The sequence below is a fragment of the Serratia sp. H402Y genome (genome assembly GCF_051172415.1).
Lineage (GTDB): Bacteria > Pseudomonadota > Gammaproteobacteria > Enterobacterales > Enterobacteriaceae > Serratia > Serratia ureilytica.
Map to the genome: position 1 here is coordinate 1,760,140 of NZ_JBPIYZ010000001.1, position 17,136 is coordinate 1,777,275.

Sequence of the window (17,136 nt, forward strand, 5' to 3'; positions counted from 1 at the left end):
TTTCCGCCCGGCGTTACGCGAGCCGGCTCTCATCGGCTTCGCGGCGCAGCCACTGCCGCAGATTTTCGCCTTCCTGCGACAGCTCGCTATCCAGTCGAGCGCACAGGTAATAATCGCGGCCGTCGTCGATCGGCAGATCGAACATTTTAATCAACTCACCGCTTTCAAGGTACTGGGCGATTAACGGTTCACGCATCAACGCGCACCCTAACCCCGCCTGCACCGCCGCCAACGTCAACAATCCGTCCTCAAACATCGGGCCGATACTGCGCAGCGGGCGCTTGACGCCGGCCTGCTGAAACCATTGCATCCAGGTATTGCGCTCCTCGTCGTGCAGCAGCGGCAGCGTCGCCAGCTGCTCCGGCGTATCGAGCAAACCATGCAGTTTACTGAATGCCCGGCTGCACACCGGCACCATTTTGCCGGACATCAGCTTCTCGCTGCGATAGCCGGTCCACTGCCCGACCCCGAAGCGGATCGACAGGTCGGCGGCGTCGCTCAGGTAATTGCGGTGGTTGGCGTAGACCACATTGATGTCGATATCCGGATTTTCGCGCAGGAAACCGCGCAGCCGCGGAATGAACCAACCCATGCCGAACAGCGGGATCAGGCTGATGGTCACCTGCCGCGACGCGGATTGCTCGCGCACGTGTTCGGTCGCCTGGCGCAGCACGTTGAACGCCGAGCGAATCGAACGGTAATACTCCCGCCCCTCGCTGCGCAGCACCAGGTTACGCCCCTGCCGTTCGGTCAACGGCATCTGCAAAAATGCCTCCAGCGTTTTGAGTTGATGACTGACCGCCGAAGGCGAAATCATCAGCTCGTTAGCCGCCGCGCTGATGCCACCCAGGCGCGCGATGGCTTCGAACGCCCGCACGGCGCGCAGCGGCGGATCGTTCGGCAGCATCGGCAATGGCTCATCGTACTGTTCTGTTTTTTTCATATATTGACTGTTTTGGGGAAATCGACACTGAAGGAATGGATTCAATATACATAAAAATCAACGCATTAAAATCACTCGTTTTTTGTATAAGAAAGTATTTTTCCGTATTTTACAATTTTTTTAAATTCTCTACTGTGACCCTCCTGACTCATTATCTCCGGACTCTCTCTATGGATACGCTGGTACAGCAAACCGTCAACGGTTTGATGCTCGGCAGCATCTATGCGCTGATCGCGCTCGGTTACACCATGGTGTACGGCATCCTGCGCATCATCAATTTCGCGCACGGCGACGTGCTGATGGTCGGTGCGCTGAGCGCGTTGTCGGCGATAAGCGTGTTGCAACACCACTTTCCCGCGTTACCGCCGTATGCCACGCTGCTGCTGGCGGCCCTGTTCGCCATGGCGGTCTGCGCCATCACCTCGATGGCGATCGAGCGTCTCGCCTACCGCCGGTTGCGCAATGCACCGCGCCTGGCCCCGCTGATCAGCGGTATCGGCGTCTCGCTGCTGCTGCAAACCCTGGCGATGCTGATCTGGTCACGCAATCCCCTGATGTTTCCGCAGCTGCTGCCAATGACCCCCATCACCCTGACCGCAGGCAGCGGCGGGCATGCGCCGGCGGTGATCACCGGCACGGCGATCGTCACGCTGGCGGTGGCCGTCGCGGTCATGGCCGGCTTATGGCTGCTGGTCGAACACAGCCGTTTCGGCCGCGCCATGCGCGCCACGGCGGAAAACCCGCAGGTCGCCGGCCTGATGGGCATCAGTCCTGACCGCATCATCGTTCTGACCTTCGCGCTCGGCGGCGCGCTGGCGGCGGTGGCCGGCATCATGATGGCCAGCAACTACGGCAACGCCGGTTTCTCGATGGGCTTTCTGCCGGGCATCAAGGCGTTTACCGCCGCCGTGCTCGGCGGCATCGGCAACCTGCGCGGCGCGATGCTCGGCGGATTGCTGCTGGGCCTGTTCGAATCGCTGGGCACCGGCTATCTCGGCGAGCTGACCGGCGGCGTGTTCGGCAGCAACTACCAGGACGTGTTCGCGTTTCTGGTGCTGATCGCCGTGCTGGTCTTCCGCCCCTCCGGGCTCTTGGGCGAACGCATCGCCACGCGCGCATAAGGACATCACCATGACCGTTTTGACTCCTCCCGTTCCTCTGGCCACGCCGCGCCGCGCCAGGCTGGGGCTGACGCTGTTCATTCTCGCGCTGCTGCTGGCGCCCTGGGTGGCGGGCGCCGCCGGGGGCAACTACTGGGTGCGGGTCGTCGACTTCGCCCTGCTGTACCTGATGCTGGCGCTCGGGCTGAACATCGTGGTGGGCATGACCGGGTTGCTGGACATGGGCTTTATCGCCTTTTACGCCGTCGGCGCCTATTTGGCCGCGCTGCTGTCGTCACCGCATCTGACACAGCAATTCCCGCTGCTGCTGCAGTGGTTCCCCGACGGGCTGCACCTGTCAATGCTGGGGCTGATCCCGCTGGCGGCGCTGCTGGCGGCGGCGTGCGGCATCCTGCTCGGCGCGCCGACGCTGCGGCTGCGCGGCGATTATCTGGCGATCGTCACGCTCGGTTTCGGCGAGATCGTGCGCATTCTGATGCGCAATCTGGATCGCCCGGTCAACCTCACCAACGGCCCCAAAGGCATTTCCGGCATCGATCCGGTCAGCCTGTTCGGCCTGAAGTTTTCCGGCATGCATGAGTGGTTCGGCGTGCGTTTTTCCGGCCTGTACCTGTATTACTACCTGTTCGCCGCCCTGCTGCTGGCGATCCTGTTTATCAGCCTGCGGCTGCAGAACTCGCGCATCGGCCGCGCGTGGACGGCGATCCGCGAAGACGAGGACGCCGCGCGGGCGATGGGCATCAACACCCGCAACTTCAAGCTGCTGGCCTTTGCCATCGGCGCCGCCTTCGGCGGCGTGGCCGGCGCGCTGTTCGCCGCGTTTCAGGGCTTCGTGTCGCCGGAATCGTTCACCCTGCAGGAATCGATCGCCGTACTGGCGATGGTGGTGCTCGGCGGCATGGGGCACATCCCCGGCGTGATCCTGGGCGCGCTGCTGCTGGCCGCCCTGCCGGAGCTGCTGCGCAGCAGCATGGGGCCGCTGCAGCAGGCGCTGTTCGGCCAGGTGCTGATCGACCCGGAAATCATTCGCCAACTGTTTTACGGCCTGGCGCTGATCCTGGTGATGCTGTATCGCCCGGCGGGCCTGTGGCCGGCCCGCCACGCACGGGGGAACGCCGCATGACGCCGCTGCTCGCTTTACACCATATCAGCAAACGCTTCGGCGGCCTGACGGCGGTGGATGACGTCAGCATGAGCATCCGCCAGGGGGAAATCTACGGCCTGATCGGGCCGAACGGCGCCGGTAAGACCACTTGCTTCAACCTGATCACCGGCCTGTATCGCGCCGACGCGGGCGAGTTCCGCCTGGCGGGCCAGCGCTATAAACCCCAGGCGATCGACAAAGTGGCGCAGGCCGGCATTGCCCGCACCTTCCAAAACCTGCGGTTGTTCAATGAAATGAGCGTGCTGGAAAACGTGATGGTCGGCTGCCACGTGCGCACCCGCAACGGCCTGTGGGCGGCGATCGCCCGGCACCGTCGCGCCAGGGAGGAGGAACAGGCGGTGCGCGATAAATCTCATGCGCTGCTGGAGTACGTCGGCATCAGCCAATTCGCCCATTACCGCGCCGGCGATCTCGCCTACGGCCATCAGCGGCGGCTGGAGATCGCCCGCGCGCTGGCGACCGAGCCCCGGTTGCTGGCGCTGGACGAACCGGCGGCCGGCATGAACGCCGGAGAAAAAGTGGCGCTGCGCGAACTGCTGCTGCGCATCCGCGACAGCGGCAAAACGCTGCTGCTGATCGAACACGACGTCAAGCTGGTGATGGGTCTGTGCGATCGGCTGACGGTGCTGGATTACGGCAAAGCGATCGCCGAAGGCGAACCGGCTCAGGTGCGGCGCGAACCGGCGGTCATTCAAGCCTATCTGGGAGGCGGCGCGCATGTCTGAAGCCCTGCTGAGCGTTAAACGACTCAAAGTGTCTTATGGCGGCATTCATGCGGTCAAAGGCATCGATTTCACGGTGAGCGCCGGCGAACAGGTGACGCTGATCGGCGCCAATGGCGCGGGAAAAACCTCGAGCCTGCGGGCGCTGACCGGCCTGCAGCCGTTTGAGGGCGACATCCTGTTCGACGGCCGTCCGATTCGCGGCATGCCGCCGCACCGCTTGCTGCAACAAGGGCTGGTGATGGTGCCGGAGGGACGCGGCATTTTCACCCGCCTGACGGTGCGAGAAAACCTGCAGCTGGGCGCCTATGCGCGGCGTGACGCATCGGCGGTGCGGCAAGATTTCGAACGCGTGTGCGCCACCTTCCCACGGCTGAGCGAGCGCCTGCATCAACCGGCCGGGCTGCTTTCCGGCGGTGAACAACAGATGGTGGCGATGGGCCGCGCGCTGCTCAGCCGCCCGCGGCTGCTGATATTGGACGAACCGTCGATGGGGCTGGCGCCGATTGTGGTGGAGGCCATTTTCTCGGTCATCAAGCAGTTAGCCCGTGACGGCGTCACGCTGCTGTTGGTCGAGCAGAACGCCCGCCTGGCGCTGGCGTCCACCGATCGCGCCTACGTATTGGACAGCGGCAGCCTGAGCCACAGCGGCCGCTCCGCCGACATGCTGGACGATGAAAAAATCAAACGGATCTATTTGGGTGAATAACCGTTGTTACCTTTAACCGCACCAGGAGTATGACATGCAGCAGAACATTCGCATCAAGCCATTGGCGCTGGCCGCCATGACAATGATCCTGAGCCTCCCGGCGCTGGCGGACGACACCGTGTTGATCGGTCTTGCCGGGCCGCTGACCGGCCCTTCCGCGCGCATCGGCAAAGATCTCGAAAACGGCGCACGGCTGGCGATCGCCGATGCTAACGCACAGAAACCGACGCTGAACGGCAAACCGGTCACCTTCAAGCTGGTGTCCGAGGACGATCAGTCCGACCCGCGCACCGCCGTGGCCGTGGCGCAGCGTTTGGTCGACGAAGGCGTCGCCGGCGTGGTCGGCCACTGGAACACCGGCACCAGCATCCCGGCGGCGCGCATCTATCACGACGCCGGCATCGCTCAGGTGGCGCCGGTGGCGACCGGTCACGGCTACACGCAGCAAGGTTTTGACACCAGCTTTCGCGTGATGGGCCACGACGACGACGGCGGCAACTACGCCGGGCAATATGCGGTGAAGACGCTGAAAGCCAAGCGCATCGCAGTGATAGACGATCGCACCGCTTTCGGCCAGGGGCTGGCGGACGAGTTTATCAAATCGCTGCAGGCCCAGGGCGTGCAGCCGGTCACCCGTGAGTATGTGGATGACAAGACCGTTGATTTCAGCGCCGTACTGACCACCGTCCGCAGTAAAAACGCCGATCTGATCTTCTTCGGCGGCGTGGATTCGCAGGCGGCGCCGCTGGCGCGCAAACTGAAACAGCTGGGCATGAACGCGCAGCTGATGGGCGCCGGCGGCTTCGTCAGCCAAACCTTCCTGACGCTGGCGCAGCGGGAAGGCGAAGGCGTCGTCGCGCTGGAGCCGGGGCTGCCGCTGGAACAGATGCCGGGCGGCAAGGCGTTTGAACAAGCCTACCGCGATCGTTATCACACCCACATCGAGCTGCATGCGCCCTTCGCCTACGACGCCACCCGGGTGCTGATCGCCGCCATTGAGCAAGCCGATTCGGCCAATCCGGCCGATTATCTGCCGAAACTGCGCGCCATACATTACCAGGGCGTCACCGGCGACATCGCCTTCGATGCGCAAGGCAACCTGCAACAGCCGAGCTTCACCCTGTACCGGGTGGTTGACGGCAAATGGCAGCCGCAAACCGTGTTGGGCGGCGCCAAACCACAATAAATCAAGAGGAGCAAGGCGATGAGCTGTGCAAAAAACGAATTGGGCATTTTGGCCCGCAGAAAGATCGAGGCGGAGATCATCAAGCCGATCTACCAGATTCTGGTGCGTGAAATCGGCAAGGCGCGCGCTCAGGCGGTAATCGGCGAAGCCATCGAGAATGCCGCCATCGAGGCGGGCAAACAGTTCGCCGCCCAGGAACCGAACGGCGCGGATCTGCGCAGCTTCGCCGCCTTGCAGTACCTGTGGGAAAAAGACGATGCGCTGCGCGTCGAGGTGATCAATCAGGACGCGCAGCACTTCGACTATAACGTCACCCGCTGCCGCTACGCCGAGATGTATCACGAGATGGGGCTGGGGGAGATCGGCCACCTGCTCTCCTGCGCTCGCGACAGTCAGTTTATCGTTGGCTATGCCCCTGACGTCGACCTGCAGCGCAGCCAGACCATCATGTCCGGCGCCCCCTGCTGCGATTTCCGCTACACCGCTAAAACGCCGGGAGAAGATCAATGACGTATCGAGTCAACGGCGAGCGCCTGTGGCAAAGCCTGCAGACGATGGCGCAGTTCGGCGCCATCGCCAATAACGGCGTCACCCGGCTGGCGCTGAGTGAAGAAGATCGGCAAGCGCGCGATCAGCTGCGCGCCTGGGCGCTGGAGGCGGGTTGCACCGTACGCGTCGACAAAATGGGCAACATGTTCCTGCGGCGTGAAGGCGCTCGCCCCGAGCTGGCGCCGGTCGTCACCGGCTCGCACGGTGATTCGCAGCCCCGCGGCGGCCGTTTCGACGGCATCTACGGCGTGCTGGCCGGATTAGAGGTTATTCGTACCCTTAACGATCGGCAGATCGTCACCGAACGCCCGATTGAAGTGATCAACTGGACCAACGAAGAAGGCGCGCGCTTCGCGCCGGCGATGATCGCCTCGGGCGTGTTCGCCGGGGTATTCGACCTGGAATACGGCCTGACGCGCCGCGACGAGCACGGCGTCAGCCTCGGCGACGCGCTGGAGCGCATCGGCTACGCCGGCGAGTATCCGGTGGGCGGTACGCCGATCCATGCCGCCTTCGAGTTGCACATCGAACAGGGGCCGATTCTGGAAGCGGAGCATCTCGACATCGGCGTAGTCACCGCCGCACAAGGGCAGCGCTGGTATGAACTGGAGGTCGTCGGCTTCAGCGCCCATGCCGGCACCACGCCGATGGATCGGCGCCGCGACGCCCTGCTCGGCTTTGCGGCGCTGGTCACGGCGGTCAACCGCATCGGTTGGGATTTCGCGCCCGACGCGCGCGCCACGGTGGGCATGGCGCAAATCACCCCCAATTCGCGTAACGTGGTGCCGGGGCGCGTCTTTTTCAGCGTCGAATTCCGCCATCCGCAGGAGGCTATTCTGGCGCAGATGGAGCAGCGCCTACTGGCGGCGGTAAACAAGGTCAACGGCGGCGGCCTGGCCGCCCGGGCCGAGCGCATCTTCCAGTATCCCCCGATCGCCTTCGATCCGGGGTGTATTGGCAGCGTGCGTCACGCCGCGCAGGCATTGGGCTATCGCCATCGCGACATGATTTCCGGCGCCGGCCACGACGCCTGTTACCTTAACCGCGTCGCCCCGACCGCCATGATTTTCATTCCCTGCGTGGACGGCATCAGCCACAACGAACGGGAAGATATCACCCCCGCCTGGGCCGCCGCCGGCGCCGACGTGTTGCTCAACGCCCTGCTGGCGCACGCCGACGCCTGATCCTCGCCCCGGTTTGGCGCCGGGGCAAAAAATATTCAACAAAACGGTTGAATATTAGCCTGCCTGATCTATATTCAACCATATGGTTGAATTATCTTCCTCACAGCTGGACGCCATTTTTCATGCGCTGGCCGACCCGACCCGCCGCTCGATGTTACGCGCGCTGGCCGGCGGTGAACGCAGCATCGGCGAACTGGCCGCGCCGTTGCAGATGTCGTTCGCCGGCGCCTCCAAGCACGTGAAAGCACTGGAACATGCGGGCCTGGTGCAACGCACCGTGCAAGGAAGAAACCATATCTGCCGGCTCGAACCCGAGCCTATGGCGCAGGCCATGCACTGGCTGCAAACCTATGAACATTTCTGGACTGAACGGCTGGATGCGCTCGAACAGGCGTTGCTGCAGCCCGAACAGCTTCCTCCCAAGGAGTGAACCATGAATGATTACGGCATGATTATCGAACCCGGCACGCTGCGCATCCAGCGGCTGCTGCCCGGCCCCATCGAGCGGGTGTGGGCTTACCTGACCGAATCCGACAAGCGCGCCACCTGGCTGGCGGCCGGCGCCATGAAGTTGGAAAACGGCGCGCCGCTGGAGCTGGAGTTTCGCAACTCCGATCTGGCGGGCGAGCACGAGCAACCGCCGGCCAAGTACAAACAGCACGGCGGCTGCGTCAGCAACCGCGGCCACATCACCTGCCTGTTCCCGCCGCGCCTGCTGAGCTTTACCTGGGCCGAACAGGATCAGGGGCGCCCTTCCGAAGTGACCTTCGAGTTGACGGAACAGGGAAACGCGGTGCTGCTGACGGTCACCCACCGGCGCCTGGCTAACCGCGACGAGATGCTCAGCGTCGCCGGCGGCTGGCATACCCATCTGGATATTCTGCTGGATCGCCTGCACGATCGGGCGCCGCAGCCGTTCTGGAGCACCCATGCCCGGCTGGAAGAAGAGTACCGCGCCCGCCTGTAATTACGACTCGTCCCTGCGCCTGAACGCCAGATAACCGGCGATCAGCGTGAAACTGCCGACCAGCAACACCAGCAGGATAAAACCGTGGTGATTGCTGGCCAGCGGTATCCCTCCGACGTTCATGCCGAAAAAACCGGCGACGATGTTGATCGGCAACGCCAGCACGGTGATCACCGTCAGGGTGTAAAGCGTGCGGTTATTCTGCTCCATCAGTTTGGCGCCCAGCTCTTCCTGCAGCAGCCGAATGCGTTCGGTCAGGCTGGCGAGATCGTTCAACACTACGGTGAACTCTTCGGTAAACTGCCGCAGATCCTGCACCACCTCACGGCTCAGCCAGCTCGGCGGCCGGTTCAATAGGCGAAACAGCGCGGCCGGCTCCGGCGCCAACAGGCGCTGAAAGCGCAATAGCATGCGGCGCATGCGCCCCAGCTCGGCGCGGTTGCGTTTAACGCGGCTCGTCAGCAGACGATCCTCGATGGTATCGACATACTGGTTGGCCTGCCGCACCACCTGCTCCAGCACATCCTCCTGCTCTTCCAGCAGGTGCGCCAGCAGTTCGGTGGACGACGCCAGCTGCAGCGCCGTCAGGCGGCCCAGCAACCGCTCGATCAATCGCACCGGTTTATGACGCACGGTCACCACCAGCCCACGGCGGCAATACAGCCACAGCGTCGCCGTTTCCGGGTTGTTGTCTTCAGGGTGGAAGATCACGTCGTTGAGGACGGCGAACAGATCGTCGCCCTGCCGCTCGATGCGCGTAGTGTGGGAACCGTGACGAATTTCGTGAAAGAAAAAATCGGAAATGGCGAAATGGTTTTTCAGCCACTTCTCCGCCGCCGCGTGGTTGAGATTGAGGTGCAGCCAGATAAAACCGTCGCCGGGCGACAACGTTTGGTAAGCCAGGCAAACCTGCTGCGAGTTCAGGCGCGCCGGCGGCTCGCCGGAGCGAAACGCATGGCCGTAGATCAGCCCGGTCACTTCATCATCAAAATCCAGCTTGTGCATCTTTTCCGCTGCCCTTTGCACCATAACGCCTTATCCTGCCTATTGCCGTTAGCCCAGATCGTCCACGCTGTTATAACAAGCTTTATCGCTCGGCGTTAATGATTTTCAGCGCTCCAGATCATTAATATTTTCGTCATAAAAACGTCATTTCATTTTAAAAAGTTTTCATCCCTTGCCCGTTCAGCAACCGCACAATGGCTAAATGAATATAGCGGCTGATACCCTCCATCATGCAAGACACATTCATTTAAGGAACACGCTCAATAAGGAGATAACGACAATGAACAAGTTTATTACGGGCGGATGGAGCCAGTCTCTGGCTGGCCAACCGCATAAAGCGTTCGATGTCATGATGTACGGCATGGTAACCAACCTTGATGGCTTAACCACAGGCACCTCAGCCCAGCCAGGATGGAGCCCGGAAAAACAAAACAAACCCGATACGCTTCCCGGCTTTAACGGAAAGACGCTATGGGTTTACGGCGGCGGCGGATGCTCCCCGCAGCAAAAGCCGGCCAATGAGGATGAAGTGTTGAGGATCGTCGCGGCCACGGTCGGTCGGGGCTGGGATGGCGTCGATTTTGATGACGAATGCAATATGAACACCGAACGGGTCATCGAAGCCATGAAACGGCTAAAAGAGGCCGGGAAAGAGACCAGCTTTGGTTTTATTGCCGGTTATTCTTACAACCACCCCAATACGGAAAATGGCAACAAGCTCAACGAGAAAGTCAGAAAAATCATTCAATCAGACCAATGCGACCGCTTTATCCATTACTGTTATGCGGCAGCGATGTGGAGCAATGACGATATTCTCGCTAATGTGATCCCGGCATTAAAACAATCGTTGGCGAACGGGGCCGAAAATAAAAAATGCATTCTGGCCCTGACGACCAAAGGATTGACCGACTGGAGTTTAAATTACTTTATCGATCAGGTTTTGGACTTTAACCTTGGCGGATTATTTATTTGGAATTACGCTAACCTGACGGATGAGCACGATAAAATTATCCAGCGCCGGCTAGGCACTTAGCGCAGTTCGATTTGTCACCGCACAACAAGCGGCCGCATTCGCGGTCGCTTTATCAGCTAAAGAATGGGCTATTCAATAAATCCCAGTGCGAACTGCGCCTTGCCCGCCAGCGACATCAGGCTGGCATCTTCAGGATAGGTCGCCAGCAACGGGAAAAAGACTGCGCCGCCGATAATGCTGCGGCGCTTTGAATCTGCCGGGCGCAGCCCCCAGATATTCTGGTACGTCATCGGCACAATCTGGCCGTCAACGAGCGCATTGCCGATATACAGCATGATATGGCCCGGAATGTAAACCAGCGTGGTAAAGGGTTTGCCGTGATCTTTGAGATAGCGCAGCCGTTCACTGGTGTTCGCTTGAGCAAGATCAACCACCCGGGTGGCCGCCTGTATCTGCGCGGCGGAATTTCTGGGAAGAAAGAGGCCAAAAGGCATCAACAGACTGCGCAGTTCGGCGGAGCAGTCATTATTGAAGTTATAGTTCCCCCAACCATAAGGCCTGCCGCTCATTGACCGCATCAGTACGGCAAGATGTTCGGGCGTCATTTTCCACGGCATGGCGGCAAATTCCCCCTTCTTGACAACGACCCGGCGCATCTGTGCGCGGCCATCCTCTCGGCGTACCGGCACGGCGACCACAAAAAGGCCCTGTCGGTGACGGTAAAATGGCAGAATCGTGCCATGGCGCGCCGTAAAATAAAACTGGCCGCCCGTTTGCACCGAAACCGGCTGTTTAATGAATGCCCCCAGATTTTTCCCCGCCAGCGCCAGCCATTCGGAGACAAACCGCTGATCCGCCGCCGCGATGTCTTCGCTATGCACCCAACCGATCACCGTAGGCGACATGACGTATTTCCAGCGTTTATCGCGGCTTTGCGTAATAACGTATACCGGAGTGCCGGGGCGGATAGACGAATCCTGCAAATTATCAAAGGGATAACCTTGCCCAGCCAGGCGAGGATCGTCATAAGCCGGATCGTCCGTCGGCAGGATCCTGACCAGCGTCTCCCTGACCGCAATGCCTCGGGCCGAAGAATGATAAACCTGGCTAATGTCCGTAGACGCGTTATCTCTGACTTGCTGTTTCCAGCGGTCGGTGTGAGTCCTGAAGTTTTCCCCCCAAGAGACACTTCCACGGCCAAGGTATTTATCCATTGCGGCATCACGGTGGCTTTCCGCTTCGCGGTTCAGGACGGCAGCGATGTAATGCGGATTCCAGGGGGATTCATCGTTCGGCCCCATGCCAAAATAGTGAGATTTGAGGGCGGAAAAATGACGTTGCTGCGTGGCGGCATCCATCACGGACACCCGCCGCTGCGGACCGGGCGGCAACCATTTATCGACAGACTGCGAATAGTTCCCCAGCGGGAACAGCGATTTGGTGGCATCGATAGGGGCTGTCGCCGTGGCGTCTTGAGGGGGCTGGCTGACCGGCGCGCTGTGGCAGGCCGACAGCAGCAGCAGAGTCATCAGGCACAGCGGTTTTATTCCATTAGGCATACGTTATCAACTCCATGATAGGTTAAAATCCCTGCTTTATCCTGACGCGAAATTATTCGAATTGATACTTAATAACACCTGCGATTGATTTCCCGTTGAAGAAAACAAAGCCGGAGGCAACCCCATGACAAATGCCGACCGGATTTCCCGCCGCCGCACAGAATGCGATCGACCTTCCCGCCCTGCGCCGCCAAATCTGCTATCCTGCGGCTTTGCTTTCTGACAGGAGTCCTCCATGCGCCAACGCATCATTGTCTGCCCGCTGATTGAAAACGATAACGCCTTCCTGCTGTGCAAAATGGCCGCGCACAAGGGCGTATTTCCCGGCCAGTGGGCGCTGTCCGGCGGTGGCGTCGAGCCGGGTGAGCGGATAGAGCAAGCGCTGCGGCGCGAAGTGCGCGAAGAGCTGGGCCCCGCACTGATCCTCGAGCGCATCACGCCCTGGACCTTCCGCGACGACGTGCGCATCAAAACCTACGCCGACGGCAGCCGGGAACAAATCTACATGATTTACCTGATTTTCGACTGCCACGCCGCCAACCGCGACGTGACGATCAACGATGAATTCGACGACTACGCCTGGGTGCCGCGCGAACGCCTGGCGGACTACGATCTGAACGAAGCCACCCGCTTCACGCTGCGGCAAAAGGGATTGCTGTAACAGTTTGAGCGATTATCACCCTATTTCCTTCACATTTGCCGGGCAGACTCTTTTGATATTTTTTAATCACTTAGGGTCACTATTGCCGTCGCTATGCTTTTATTTCTCCCTGTTCTCCGTCTGTCCGTCCGGCGCTTCGGCGCCGCCGCCCTGTTCAGCCTGCTGTTCGTTTTGGCGCCCGCCCATGCCGCCGCGCCGCCATTGGTGTTGAATGCCAAATCGGTGCTGGTCGTCAATCAGCGTACCGGAAAAACGCTCTATCAGAAGCAACCGAACCGCGTGCTGCCGATCGCGTCTCTGTCCAAGCTGATGACCGCCATGGTCGCCCTGGACAGCAAACGCCCCATGGGCAGTCAACTCAAAGTCACCGCCGCCGATCGCGATCTGCTGAAAAAAACCCATTCGCGGCTGACCATCGGCTCGGTGCTCAGCCGCCGCGACATGCTGCACATCGCCCTGATGTCTTCGGAGAACCGCGCCGCCGCGGCGCTGAGCCGCAGTTATCCCGGCGGGCGCAAGGCCTTCGTGGCGAAAATGAATCAGAAAGCGCGCGCCATCGGCATGAAACGCGCCCGTTTCTACGATCCGACCGGGCTAACGCCGCGCAACGTAGCCACCGCCAGCGATCTGCTGAAAATGGTCAATCACGCCTATCGCTATCCATTGATTCGCCGCTTCAGCACCGACAAGCAGCTGATCGTGCGTCCTGGCCGCGGCCAGCTGGTCTATCGCAGTTCCAACGGTCTGATCAACAACCCGGCCTGGAAGATCCAGCTGCAGAAAACCGGCTTTACCGACGAGGCCGGTCACTGCCTGGTGATGCGCACCACCATCAAAGGGCAGCCGGTGGTGATGATCTTGCTTGGCGCGCAGCCGCGCTACGGCCACTACCGTGACGCCATTCGTCTGAAGGCCTGGCTGGAGCGGTAAAATCGCGGCGCTTTACCGTTCTGCGCATATCCAAATCCGTTTTGGATCAATGGAATATCCTATCGCCAATCAGTATTAAGCCGCGCGCCGCCCGCATGGTATTTGTCAGGCATATCTGATGATGAAAGGAGCGGGAAAAATGGCTTATGCCTTGAGCATATTGGAAAAAAGTCCGATCGCCGACGGGGAAAGCGCCGCGCAGGCGCTGGCGCGCACGCTGCAGCTGGCGCAACGGGCGGAACGCTGGGGGTATCGGCGTTTCTGGCTGGCCGAGCACCACAACACGCCGCAGCTCGCCTGCCCGTCGCCGGAAGTGCTGATCGGCTACCTGCTCGGCCAGACGACGCGCATTCGCATCGGCTCCGGCGGCGTGATGCTGCAGCACTACAGCGCCTACAAGGTGGCCGAAAACTTCAACCTGCTGGCGGCGCTGGCGCCGGGACGCGTCGATCTCGGGGTGGGCAAAGCGCCCGGCGGGCTGCCGCTCGCAACCCAGGCGCTGCAGGCGGCCCACGATCGGCAACGCAAGCCGGACTTTCCTCAGCAGCTGTCGCAGTTGACCGCCTATCTGAACGACGACGCCGAGCCCGGCCTGAGCGCCACACCGCTGCCGCCGCAGGGCGCGCAGCGTTTTCTGCTCGGTGCCAGTAAAGAAAGCGCAACGCTGGCGGCCGAGTCCGGCTGGGCCTTCGTGTTCGCCGCGCATTTGAACGGCAATCCGCAGGATATCCGCGACGCGCTGGAGCACTACGCCGCACACAGCGGCGGCCGCAAGGCGCTGCTGGCGGTGGCGGCGATCGTGGCCCCCAGCGAGGAACAGGCCGCGGCATTGGCGGCCGACATTCGGCAATACCGCGTGCACGTTGCCGGTGAGCAGAGTGTGACCGTCGGCAGCCTGGCGCAGGCGGAGAGTTTCGTGCAGCAGGCCGGCGCCACCGACTACCGCATCGAGCCGCGGGAAAGCCATATTCTGCTCGGCACCGCGCAGCAGGTGCATCAGCAACTGGCGCAGCTGCAGCAACAGTACGGCGTGGAAGAGTTCATCATCGACACGCCGATCGCCGAACCGGCCGCCCGGTTAGCCTCGCTGCAGTTACTGGCGGAGGAGAGTTTGACGCCGGCTTAGTTGATCGCCGCCGCCGCCCGCATGGCTTCGGACAGATCCTGCGCCAGCGGCGCCAACTGCGACGGCGTGACGTTCGCCAGGCTGACGCGGAGCGCCGGACCGCACTTCAGGCGAAAAGGCTCACCGCCCTGCACCAGCCATCCCCGCTGCGCCATCAGCTGCGCGGCGGCGGTTTCCGAACGCACCGGCACCCACAGATGCAGCCCTTCACCTACCGCCAGCGCCGTGTGATTCAACGCATTGAGCCGCTGGACCAGCTCGTCCCGTCTGGCCTGATACGCCTGTTGCGCCCGCTGCAATTGCCCTTCCTGCAAGGCTTGTTCCCACAGTCTGGCGGCGATCTGCTGCAAGATATGGCTGACCCAGCGTTCGCTGATGTACTGATCGGCGCGCATCGCCTGCAGCAAGGTCGGGCTGCCGCAGGCCAACGCGATGCGCAGATCCGGGCTGAGAAACTTGCTGAGCGACAGCACGTACAGGCCGCGATCGCCGTCGAACGGCAGATGCAGCGGCTGTTGCGACAACGGCCCCCAGAAATCGTCGACGATCGCCAGACACTGCGGATGGCCGCGCAGAAAACCTCGCCACTGCTGCGCACGTTGCGCTGAAAGCGAAGCGCCGGTCGGATTATGGGCGCGCGGCGTCAGGATCACCGCGTCAGCCGTGCCACTCTCCGGCAGCCGACAGCCCTGTTCATCCACCGCCAGCGGCAGCGGCCGCAGGCGCAGGTGACGCAGCAGCGTCAATAGCGGCGGCCAGCAGGGATCTTCCACCCACACCGCCGCCCCAGGCTGGGCATGGCAGCGCAGCGCCTTTTCCATCGCGTCCAACGCGCCGGAAAACACCGCCGGTTCCCCCAGGGCCACGCCCTGGCGCCCGAGCCACTCACGCCCGAGACCGGTCAATACCGGCAGGTCGCCGCTGATGTCATAGCCGTTTTGCTGCGGGAACACCTCCGCCGCGCCAAGCCTCAGCGCCGGCAGCAAAGCGGCATCCAGGTTGCCGCTGGCCAGATCGCACATCCCCGCCGGCACCTGGCGCGGCGCATAGGCCGCACTCACCGCCGCCAGCGGCGGCTCCAGCACCACCGTACCCGCCCGCCCGCGCGTCGCCACCAGGCCGGCATCGCGCAATCTGGCGTATGCGCTGGCCACGGTATTCGGATTGACCTCCAGCTCCGCCGCCAGCTGGCGTACCGGCGGCAACAGTTCGCCCGGCCGCAGCGCGCCGTTTTTGATGCGTGCTGCGATCTGCTCGGCAATCTGGACAGCGCCGCCGCCTTTTGCATACAATGAAGTCATACATAAATCCTTTTGTACTAGTTCAAATAAGATTAGCAGCTTCTGCGGCCAAAAGTAAGGGGTTCCATGGATAAACATTACGTGCTCGACATTCAGTATGCAGGAAAAGCCTTTGCCCGCCTGCAGCTGTTCACCCCGTGGGCAGCCGATCAGCTGGAGCAGGCCTGCGCGCTGTTCCCGGCCGCACAGGGTTATCAGGTGCAGCTCAGCCAGGTCAGCGAACGCCGCATCGTCTACCAGAGCGGCGCGCAAGGCATCACGGTGCTGGGCGAGTCGCTGGCGCTGATCCCCTTCACTCACGCTAGCGAGGTTAAACAATGAAAAAAGCCGTCGCCATTCGGCACGTCAACTTTGAAAACCTGGGCATCCTCGGTTCCCTGCTGTCACTGCGCGGCTATCAGATCGATTATTACGATGCCGGCCGCGATGATATTCGTGCTATCAATAATGAAGAGACCGATCTGTTGGTGGTGCTCGGCGGGCCGATCAGCGCCGCTCAGCACTTTTCCGGCGAGCAGCGGTATGATTTTCTCGACCATGAATTCGCGCTGGTCAAACAGCGCCTGGCGCAGCGGCGGCCGACCCTCGGGGTTTGCCTCGGCGCGCAAGTGATCGCCCAGGCGCTGGGCGCTGAGGTTATTTCGCTCGGCGTGAAAGAGATAGGCTTCGCCCCGCTGACCACGCCGCCGGCGGAAGAGGAGTCGGTGCTGGCGCCGCTGGCCGACACGCCGGTACTGCACTGGCACGGGGATATGTTCATGATCCCGGACGGCGCCCGCTGCCTGGCCGGCACGGCGGTATGCCCGCATCAGGCCTTCGACTATCAGGGGTTCGCGCTCGGCCTGCAGTTCCATTTAGAGGCGGATTATCGCGATATCGAACGCTGGCTGATTGGCCATGCCTGCGAGCTGGAACTGGCCGGCATCGCGCCCCAGACCCTGCGCGACCAGGCCGCGCGCCACGGCGCGCAGCTGGAACAGCGCGCGCGGCAGGTGTTCGCGCGCTGGCTGGATAACAACGAACCAAGGAAGTAAC

General features: G+C 61.8%; 19 protein-coding genes. 15 read left to right on the forward strand and 4 right to left on the reverse strand.

Translation table 11 applies throughout. The annotated features are described in order from the left end of the window. Positions 1-13: 13 nt before the first annotated feature. Entirely contained in the window at positions 14-943 is a 930-nt protein-coding gene (locus ACSBQS_RS08725) for a LysR substrate-binding domain-containing protein (RefSeq protein WP_033643182.1), read from the reverse strand. A 170-nt stretch (positions 944-1,113) separates the two neighbouring features. Between ACSBQS_RS08725 and ACSBQS_RS08730 the strand changes: the two genes are divergently transcribed. The 9 genes from ACSBQS_RS08730 (at position 1,114) to ACSBQS_RS08770 (ending at position 8,546) form a co-directional block, all read left to right on the forward strand. Continuing rightward, positions 1,114-2,064 carry a branched-chain amino acid ABC transporter permease gene (locus ACSBQS_RS08730; protein WP_164119854.1) on the forward strand — a complete coding sequence of 317 codons (951 nt, stop codon included), beginning with the start codon at positions 1,114-1,116 and terminating at the stop codon, positions 2,062-2,064. Between the two features lie 10 nt (positions 2,065-2,074). Then, complete coding sequence (locus ACSBQS_RS08735; RefSeq protein WP_047575093.1) at positions 2,075-3,187, forward strand: ABC transporter permease subunit; 1,113 nt, start codon at positions 2,075-2,077, stop codon at positions 3,185-3,187. Continuing rightward, entirely contained in the window at positions 3,184-3,954 is a 771-nt protein-coding gene (locus tag ACSBQS_RS08740) for an ABC transporter ATP-binding protein (RefSeq protein WP_033643185.1), read from the forward strand. Before ACSBQS_RS08735 ends, ACSBQS_RS08740 begins: the two co-directional genes overlap by 4 nt. Further along, a complete protein-coding gene (locus ACSBQS_RS08745) occupies positions 3,947-4,660 on the forward strand; it encodes an ABC transporter ATP-binding protein (RefSeq protein WP_047575090.1) in 714 nt (237 codons plus the stop codon). The genes ACSBQS_RS08740 and ACSBQS_RS08745 overlap by 8 nt, the downstream gene beginning before the upstream one ends. Before the next feature lie 76 nt (positions 4,661-4,736). Next, positions 4,737-5,846, forward strand: coding sequence for a branched-chain amino acid ABC transporter substrate-binding protein (locus ACSBQS_RS08750; RefSeq protein WP_369825820.1), 1,110 nt, complete (start codon positions 4,737-4,739; stop codon positions 5,844-5,846). Between the two features lie 18 nt (positions 5,847-5,864). Beyond that, the gene (locus ACSBQS_RS08755; protein ID WP_033643188.1) at positions 5,865-6,356 is read left to right on the forward strand and encodes an L-2-amino-thiazoline-4-carboxylic acid hydrolase; all 492 of its coding nucleotides are present in this window, start codon (positions 5,865-5,867) and stop codon (positions 6,354-6,356) included. Next, positions 6,353-7,579, forward strand: coding sequence for a Zn-dependent hydrolase (locus ACSBQS_RS08760; protein ID WP_434990284.1), 1,227 nt, complete (start codon positions 6,353-6,355; stop codon positions 7,577-7,579). The genes ACSBQS_RS08755 and ACSBQS_RS08760 overlap by 4 nt, the downstream gene beginning before the upstream one ends. An 82-nt stretch (positions 7,580-7,661) precedes the next feature. Then, complete coding sequence (locus tag ACSBQS_RS08765) at positions 7,662-8,009, forward strand: ArsR/SmtB family transcription factor (protein ID WP_004938187.1); 348 nt, start codon at positions 7,662-7,664, stop codon at positions 8,007-8,009. Between the two features lie 3 nt (positions 8,010-8,012). Further along, the gene (locus ACSBQS_RS08770; RefSeq protein WP_016927616.1) at positions 8,013-8,546 is read left to right on the forward strand and encodes an SRPBCC family protein; all 534 of its coding nucleotides are present in this window, start codon (positions 8,013-8,015) and stop codon (positions 8,544-8,546) included. Here the strand turns inward: ACSBQS_RS08770 and ACSBQS_RS08775 are convergent, their stop codons facing one another. Continuing rightward, positions 8,547-9,575 carry a transporter gene (locus ACSBQS_RS08775; protein ID WP_033643191.1) on the reverse strand — a complete coding sequence of 343 codons (1,029 nt, stop codon included), beginning with the start codon at positions 9,573-9,575 and terminating at the stop codon, positions 8,547-8,549. Positions 9,576-9,831: 256 nt separating this feature from the next. On the opposite strand from ACSBQS_RS08775, the gene ACSBQS_RS08780 reads away from it, so the two are divergent. Further along, positions 9,832-10,584, forward strand: a complete 753-nt coding sequence (locus tag ACSBQS_RS08780) for a hypothetical protein (protein ID WP_434990287.1) — start codon at positions 9,832-9,834, stop codon at positions 10,582-10,584. Between the two features lie 68 nt (positions 10,585-10,652). Here the strand turns inward: ACSBQS_RS08780 and ACSBQS_RS08785 are convergent, their stop codons facing one another. Beyond that, complete coding sequence (locus tag ACSBQS_RS08785) at positions 10,653-12,083, reverse strand: SH3 domain-containing protein (protein ID WP_434990289.1); 1,431 nt, start codon at positions 12,081-12,083, stop codon at positions 10,653-10,655. A gap of 235 nt (positions 12,084-12,318) precedes the next feature. Here ACSBQS_RS08785 and nudI point away from each other — a divergent pair, with 235 nt between their 5' ends. From nudI to ACSBQS_RS08800, 3 genes are all read left to right on the forward strand, one after another. Beyond that, positions 12,319-12,744, forward strand: a complete 426-nt coding sequence (gene nudI / locus ACSBQS_RS08790; RefSeq protein WP_047575083.1) for a nucleoside triphosphatase NudI — start codon at positions 12,319-12,321, stop codon at positions 12,742-12,744. A gap of 93 nt (positions 12,745-12,837) precedes the next feature. Next, the gene (gene pbpG, locus ACSBQS_RS08795) at positions 12,838-13,674 is read left to right on the forward strand and encodes a D-alanyl-D-alanine endopeptidase (RefSeq protein ID WP_149542465.1); all 837 of its coding nucleotides are present in this window, start codon (positions 12,838-12,840) and stop codon (positions 13,672-13,674) included. A gap of 139 nt (positions 13,675-13,813) precedes the next feature. Next, positions 13,814-14,800, forward strand: coding sequence for an MsnO8 family LLM class oxidoreductase (locus tag ACSBQS_RS08800; protein WP_033650312.1), 987 nt, complete (start codon positions 13,814-13,816; stop codon positions 14,798-14,800). Here the strand turns inward: ACSBQS_RS08800 and ACSBQS_RS08805 are convergent. Then, positions 14,797-16,101 carry an aminotransferase class I/II-fold pyridoxal phosphate-dependent enzyme gene (locus ACSBQS_RS08805; protein WP_197666446.1) on the reverse strand — a complete coding sequence of 435 codons (1,305 nt, stop codon included), beginning with the start codon at positions 16,099-16,101 and terminating at the stop codon, positions 14,797-14,799. The two genes, ACSBQS_RS08800 and ACSBQS_RS08805, sit on opposite strands and share 4 nt — an antisense overlap. A 66-nt stretch (positions 16,102-16,167) precedes the next feature. Here ACSBQS_RS08805 and ACSBQS_RS08810 point away from each other — a divergent pair, with 66 nt between their 5' ends. Both ACSBQS_RS08810 and ACSBQS_RS08815 read left to right on the forward strand, forming a co-directional pair. Continuing rightward, on the forward strand, positions 16,168-16,422 hold the full coding sequence (locus ACSBQS_RS08810; protein WP_033643198.1) for a hypothetical protein: 255 nt from the start codon (positions 16,168-16,170) through the stop codon (positions 16,420-16,422). After that, complete coding sequence (locus ACSBQS_RS08815) at positions 16,419-17,135, forward strand: glutamine amidotransferase (RefSeq protein WP_033643199.1); 717 nt, start codon at positions 16,419-16,421, stop codon at positions 17,133-17,135. Before ACSBQS_RS08810 ends, ACSBQS_RS08815 begins: the two co-directional genes overlap by 4 nt. Position 17,136: the final 1 nt, after the last annotated feature.

Coding starts and splice junctions, on each gene's coding strand:
- ACSBQS_RS08725 (WP_033643182.1), bottom strand. CDS start 943: ATGAAAAAAACAGAACAGTACGATGAGCCATTGCCGATGCTGCCGAAC.
- ACSBQS_RS08730 (WP_164119854.1), top strand. CDS start 1,114: ATGGATACGCTGGTACAGCAAACCGTCAACGGTTTGATGCTCGGCAGC.
- ACSBQS_RS08735 (WP_047575093.1), top strand. CDS start 2,075: ATGACCGTTTTGACTCCTCCCGTTCCTCTGGCCACGCCGCGCCGCGCC.
- ACSBQS_RS08740 (WP_033643185.1), top strand. CDS start 3,184: ATGACGCCGCTGCTCGCTTTACACCATATCAGCAAACGCTTCGGCGGC.
- ACSBQS_RS08745 (WP_047575090.1), top strand. CDS start 3,947: ATGTCTGAAGCCCTGCTGAGCGTTAAACGACTCAAAGTGTCTTATGGC.
- ACSBQS_RS08750 (WP_369825820.1), top strand. CDS start 4,737: ATGACAATGATCCTGAGCCTCCCGGCGCTGGCGGACGACACCGTGTTG.
- ACSBQS_RS08755 (WP_033643188.1), top strand. CDS start 5,865: ATGAGCTGTGCAAAAAACGAATTGGGCATTTTGGCCCGCAGAAAGATC.
- ACSBQS_RS08760 (WP_434990284.1), top strand. CDS start 6,353: ATGACGTATCGAGTCAACGGCGAGCGCCTGTGGCAAAGCCTGCAGACG.
- ACSBQS_RS08765 (WP_004938187.1), top strand. CDS start 7,662: ATGGTTGAATTATCTTCCTCACAGCTGGACGCCATTTTTCATGCGCTG.
- ACSBQS_RS08770 (WP_016927616.1), top strand. CDS start 8,013: ATGAATGATTACGGCATGATTATCGAACCCGGCACGCTGCGCATCCAG.
- ACSBQS_RS08775 (WP_033643191.1), bottom strand. CDS start 9,575: ATGGTGCAAAGGGCAGCGGAAAAGATGCACAAGCTGGATTTTGATGAT.
- ACSBQS_RS08780 (WP_434990287.1), top strand. CDS start 9,832: ATGAACAAGTTTATTACGGGCGGATGGAGCCAGTCTCTGGCTGGCCAA.
- ACSBQS_RS08785 (WP_434990289.1), bottom strand. CDS start 12,083: ATGCCTAATGGAATAAAACCGCTGTGCCTGATGACTCTGCTGCTGCTG.
- nudI (WP_047575083.1), top strand. CDS start 12,319: ATGCGCCAACGCATCATTGTCTGCCCGCTGATTGAAAACGATAACGCC.
- pbpG (WP_149542465.1), top strand. CDS start 12,838: ATGCTTTTATTTCTCCCTGTTCTCCGTCTGTCCGTCCGGCGCTTCGGC.
- ACSBQS_RS08800 (WP_033650312.1), top strand. CDS start 13,814: ATGGCTTATGCCTTGAGCATATTGGAAAAAAGTCCGATCGCCGACGGG.
- ACSBQS_RS08805 (WP_197666446.1), bottom strand. CDS start 16,101: ATGACTTCATTGTATGCAAAAGGCGGCGGCGCTGTCCAGATTGCCGAG.
- ACSBQS_RS08810 (WP_033643198.1), top strand. CDS start 16,168: ATGGATAAACATTACGTGCTCGACATTCAGTATGCAGGAAAAGCCTTT.
- ACSBQS_RS08815 (WP_033643199.1), top strand. CDS start 16,419: ATGAAAAAAGCCGTCGCCATTCGGCACGTCAACTTTGAAAACCTGGGC.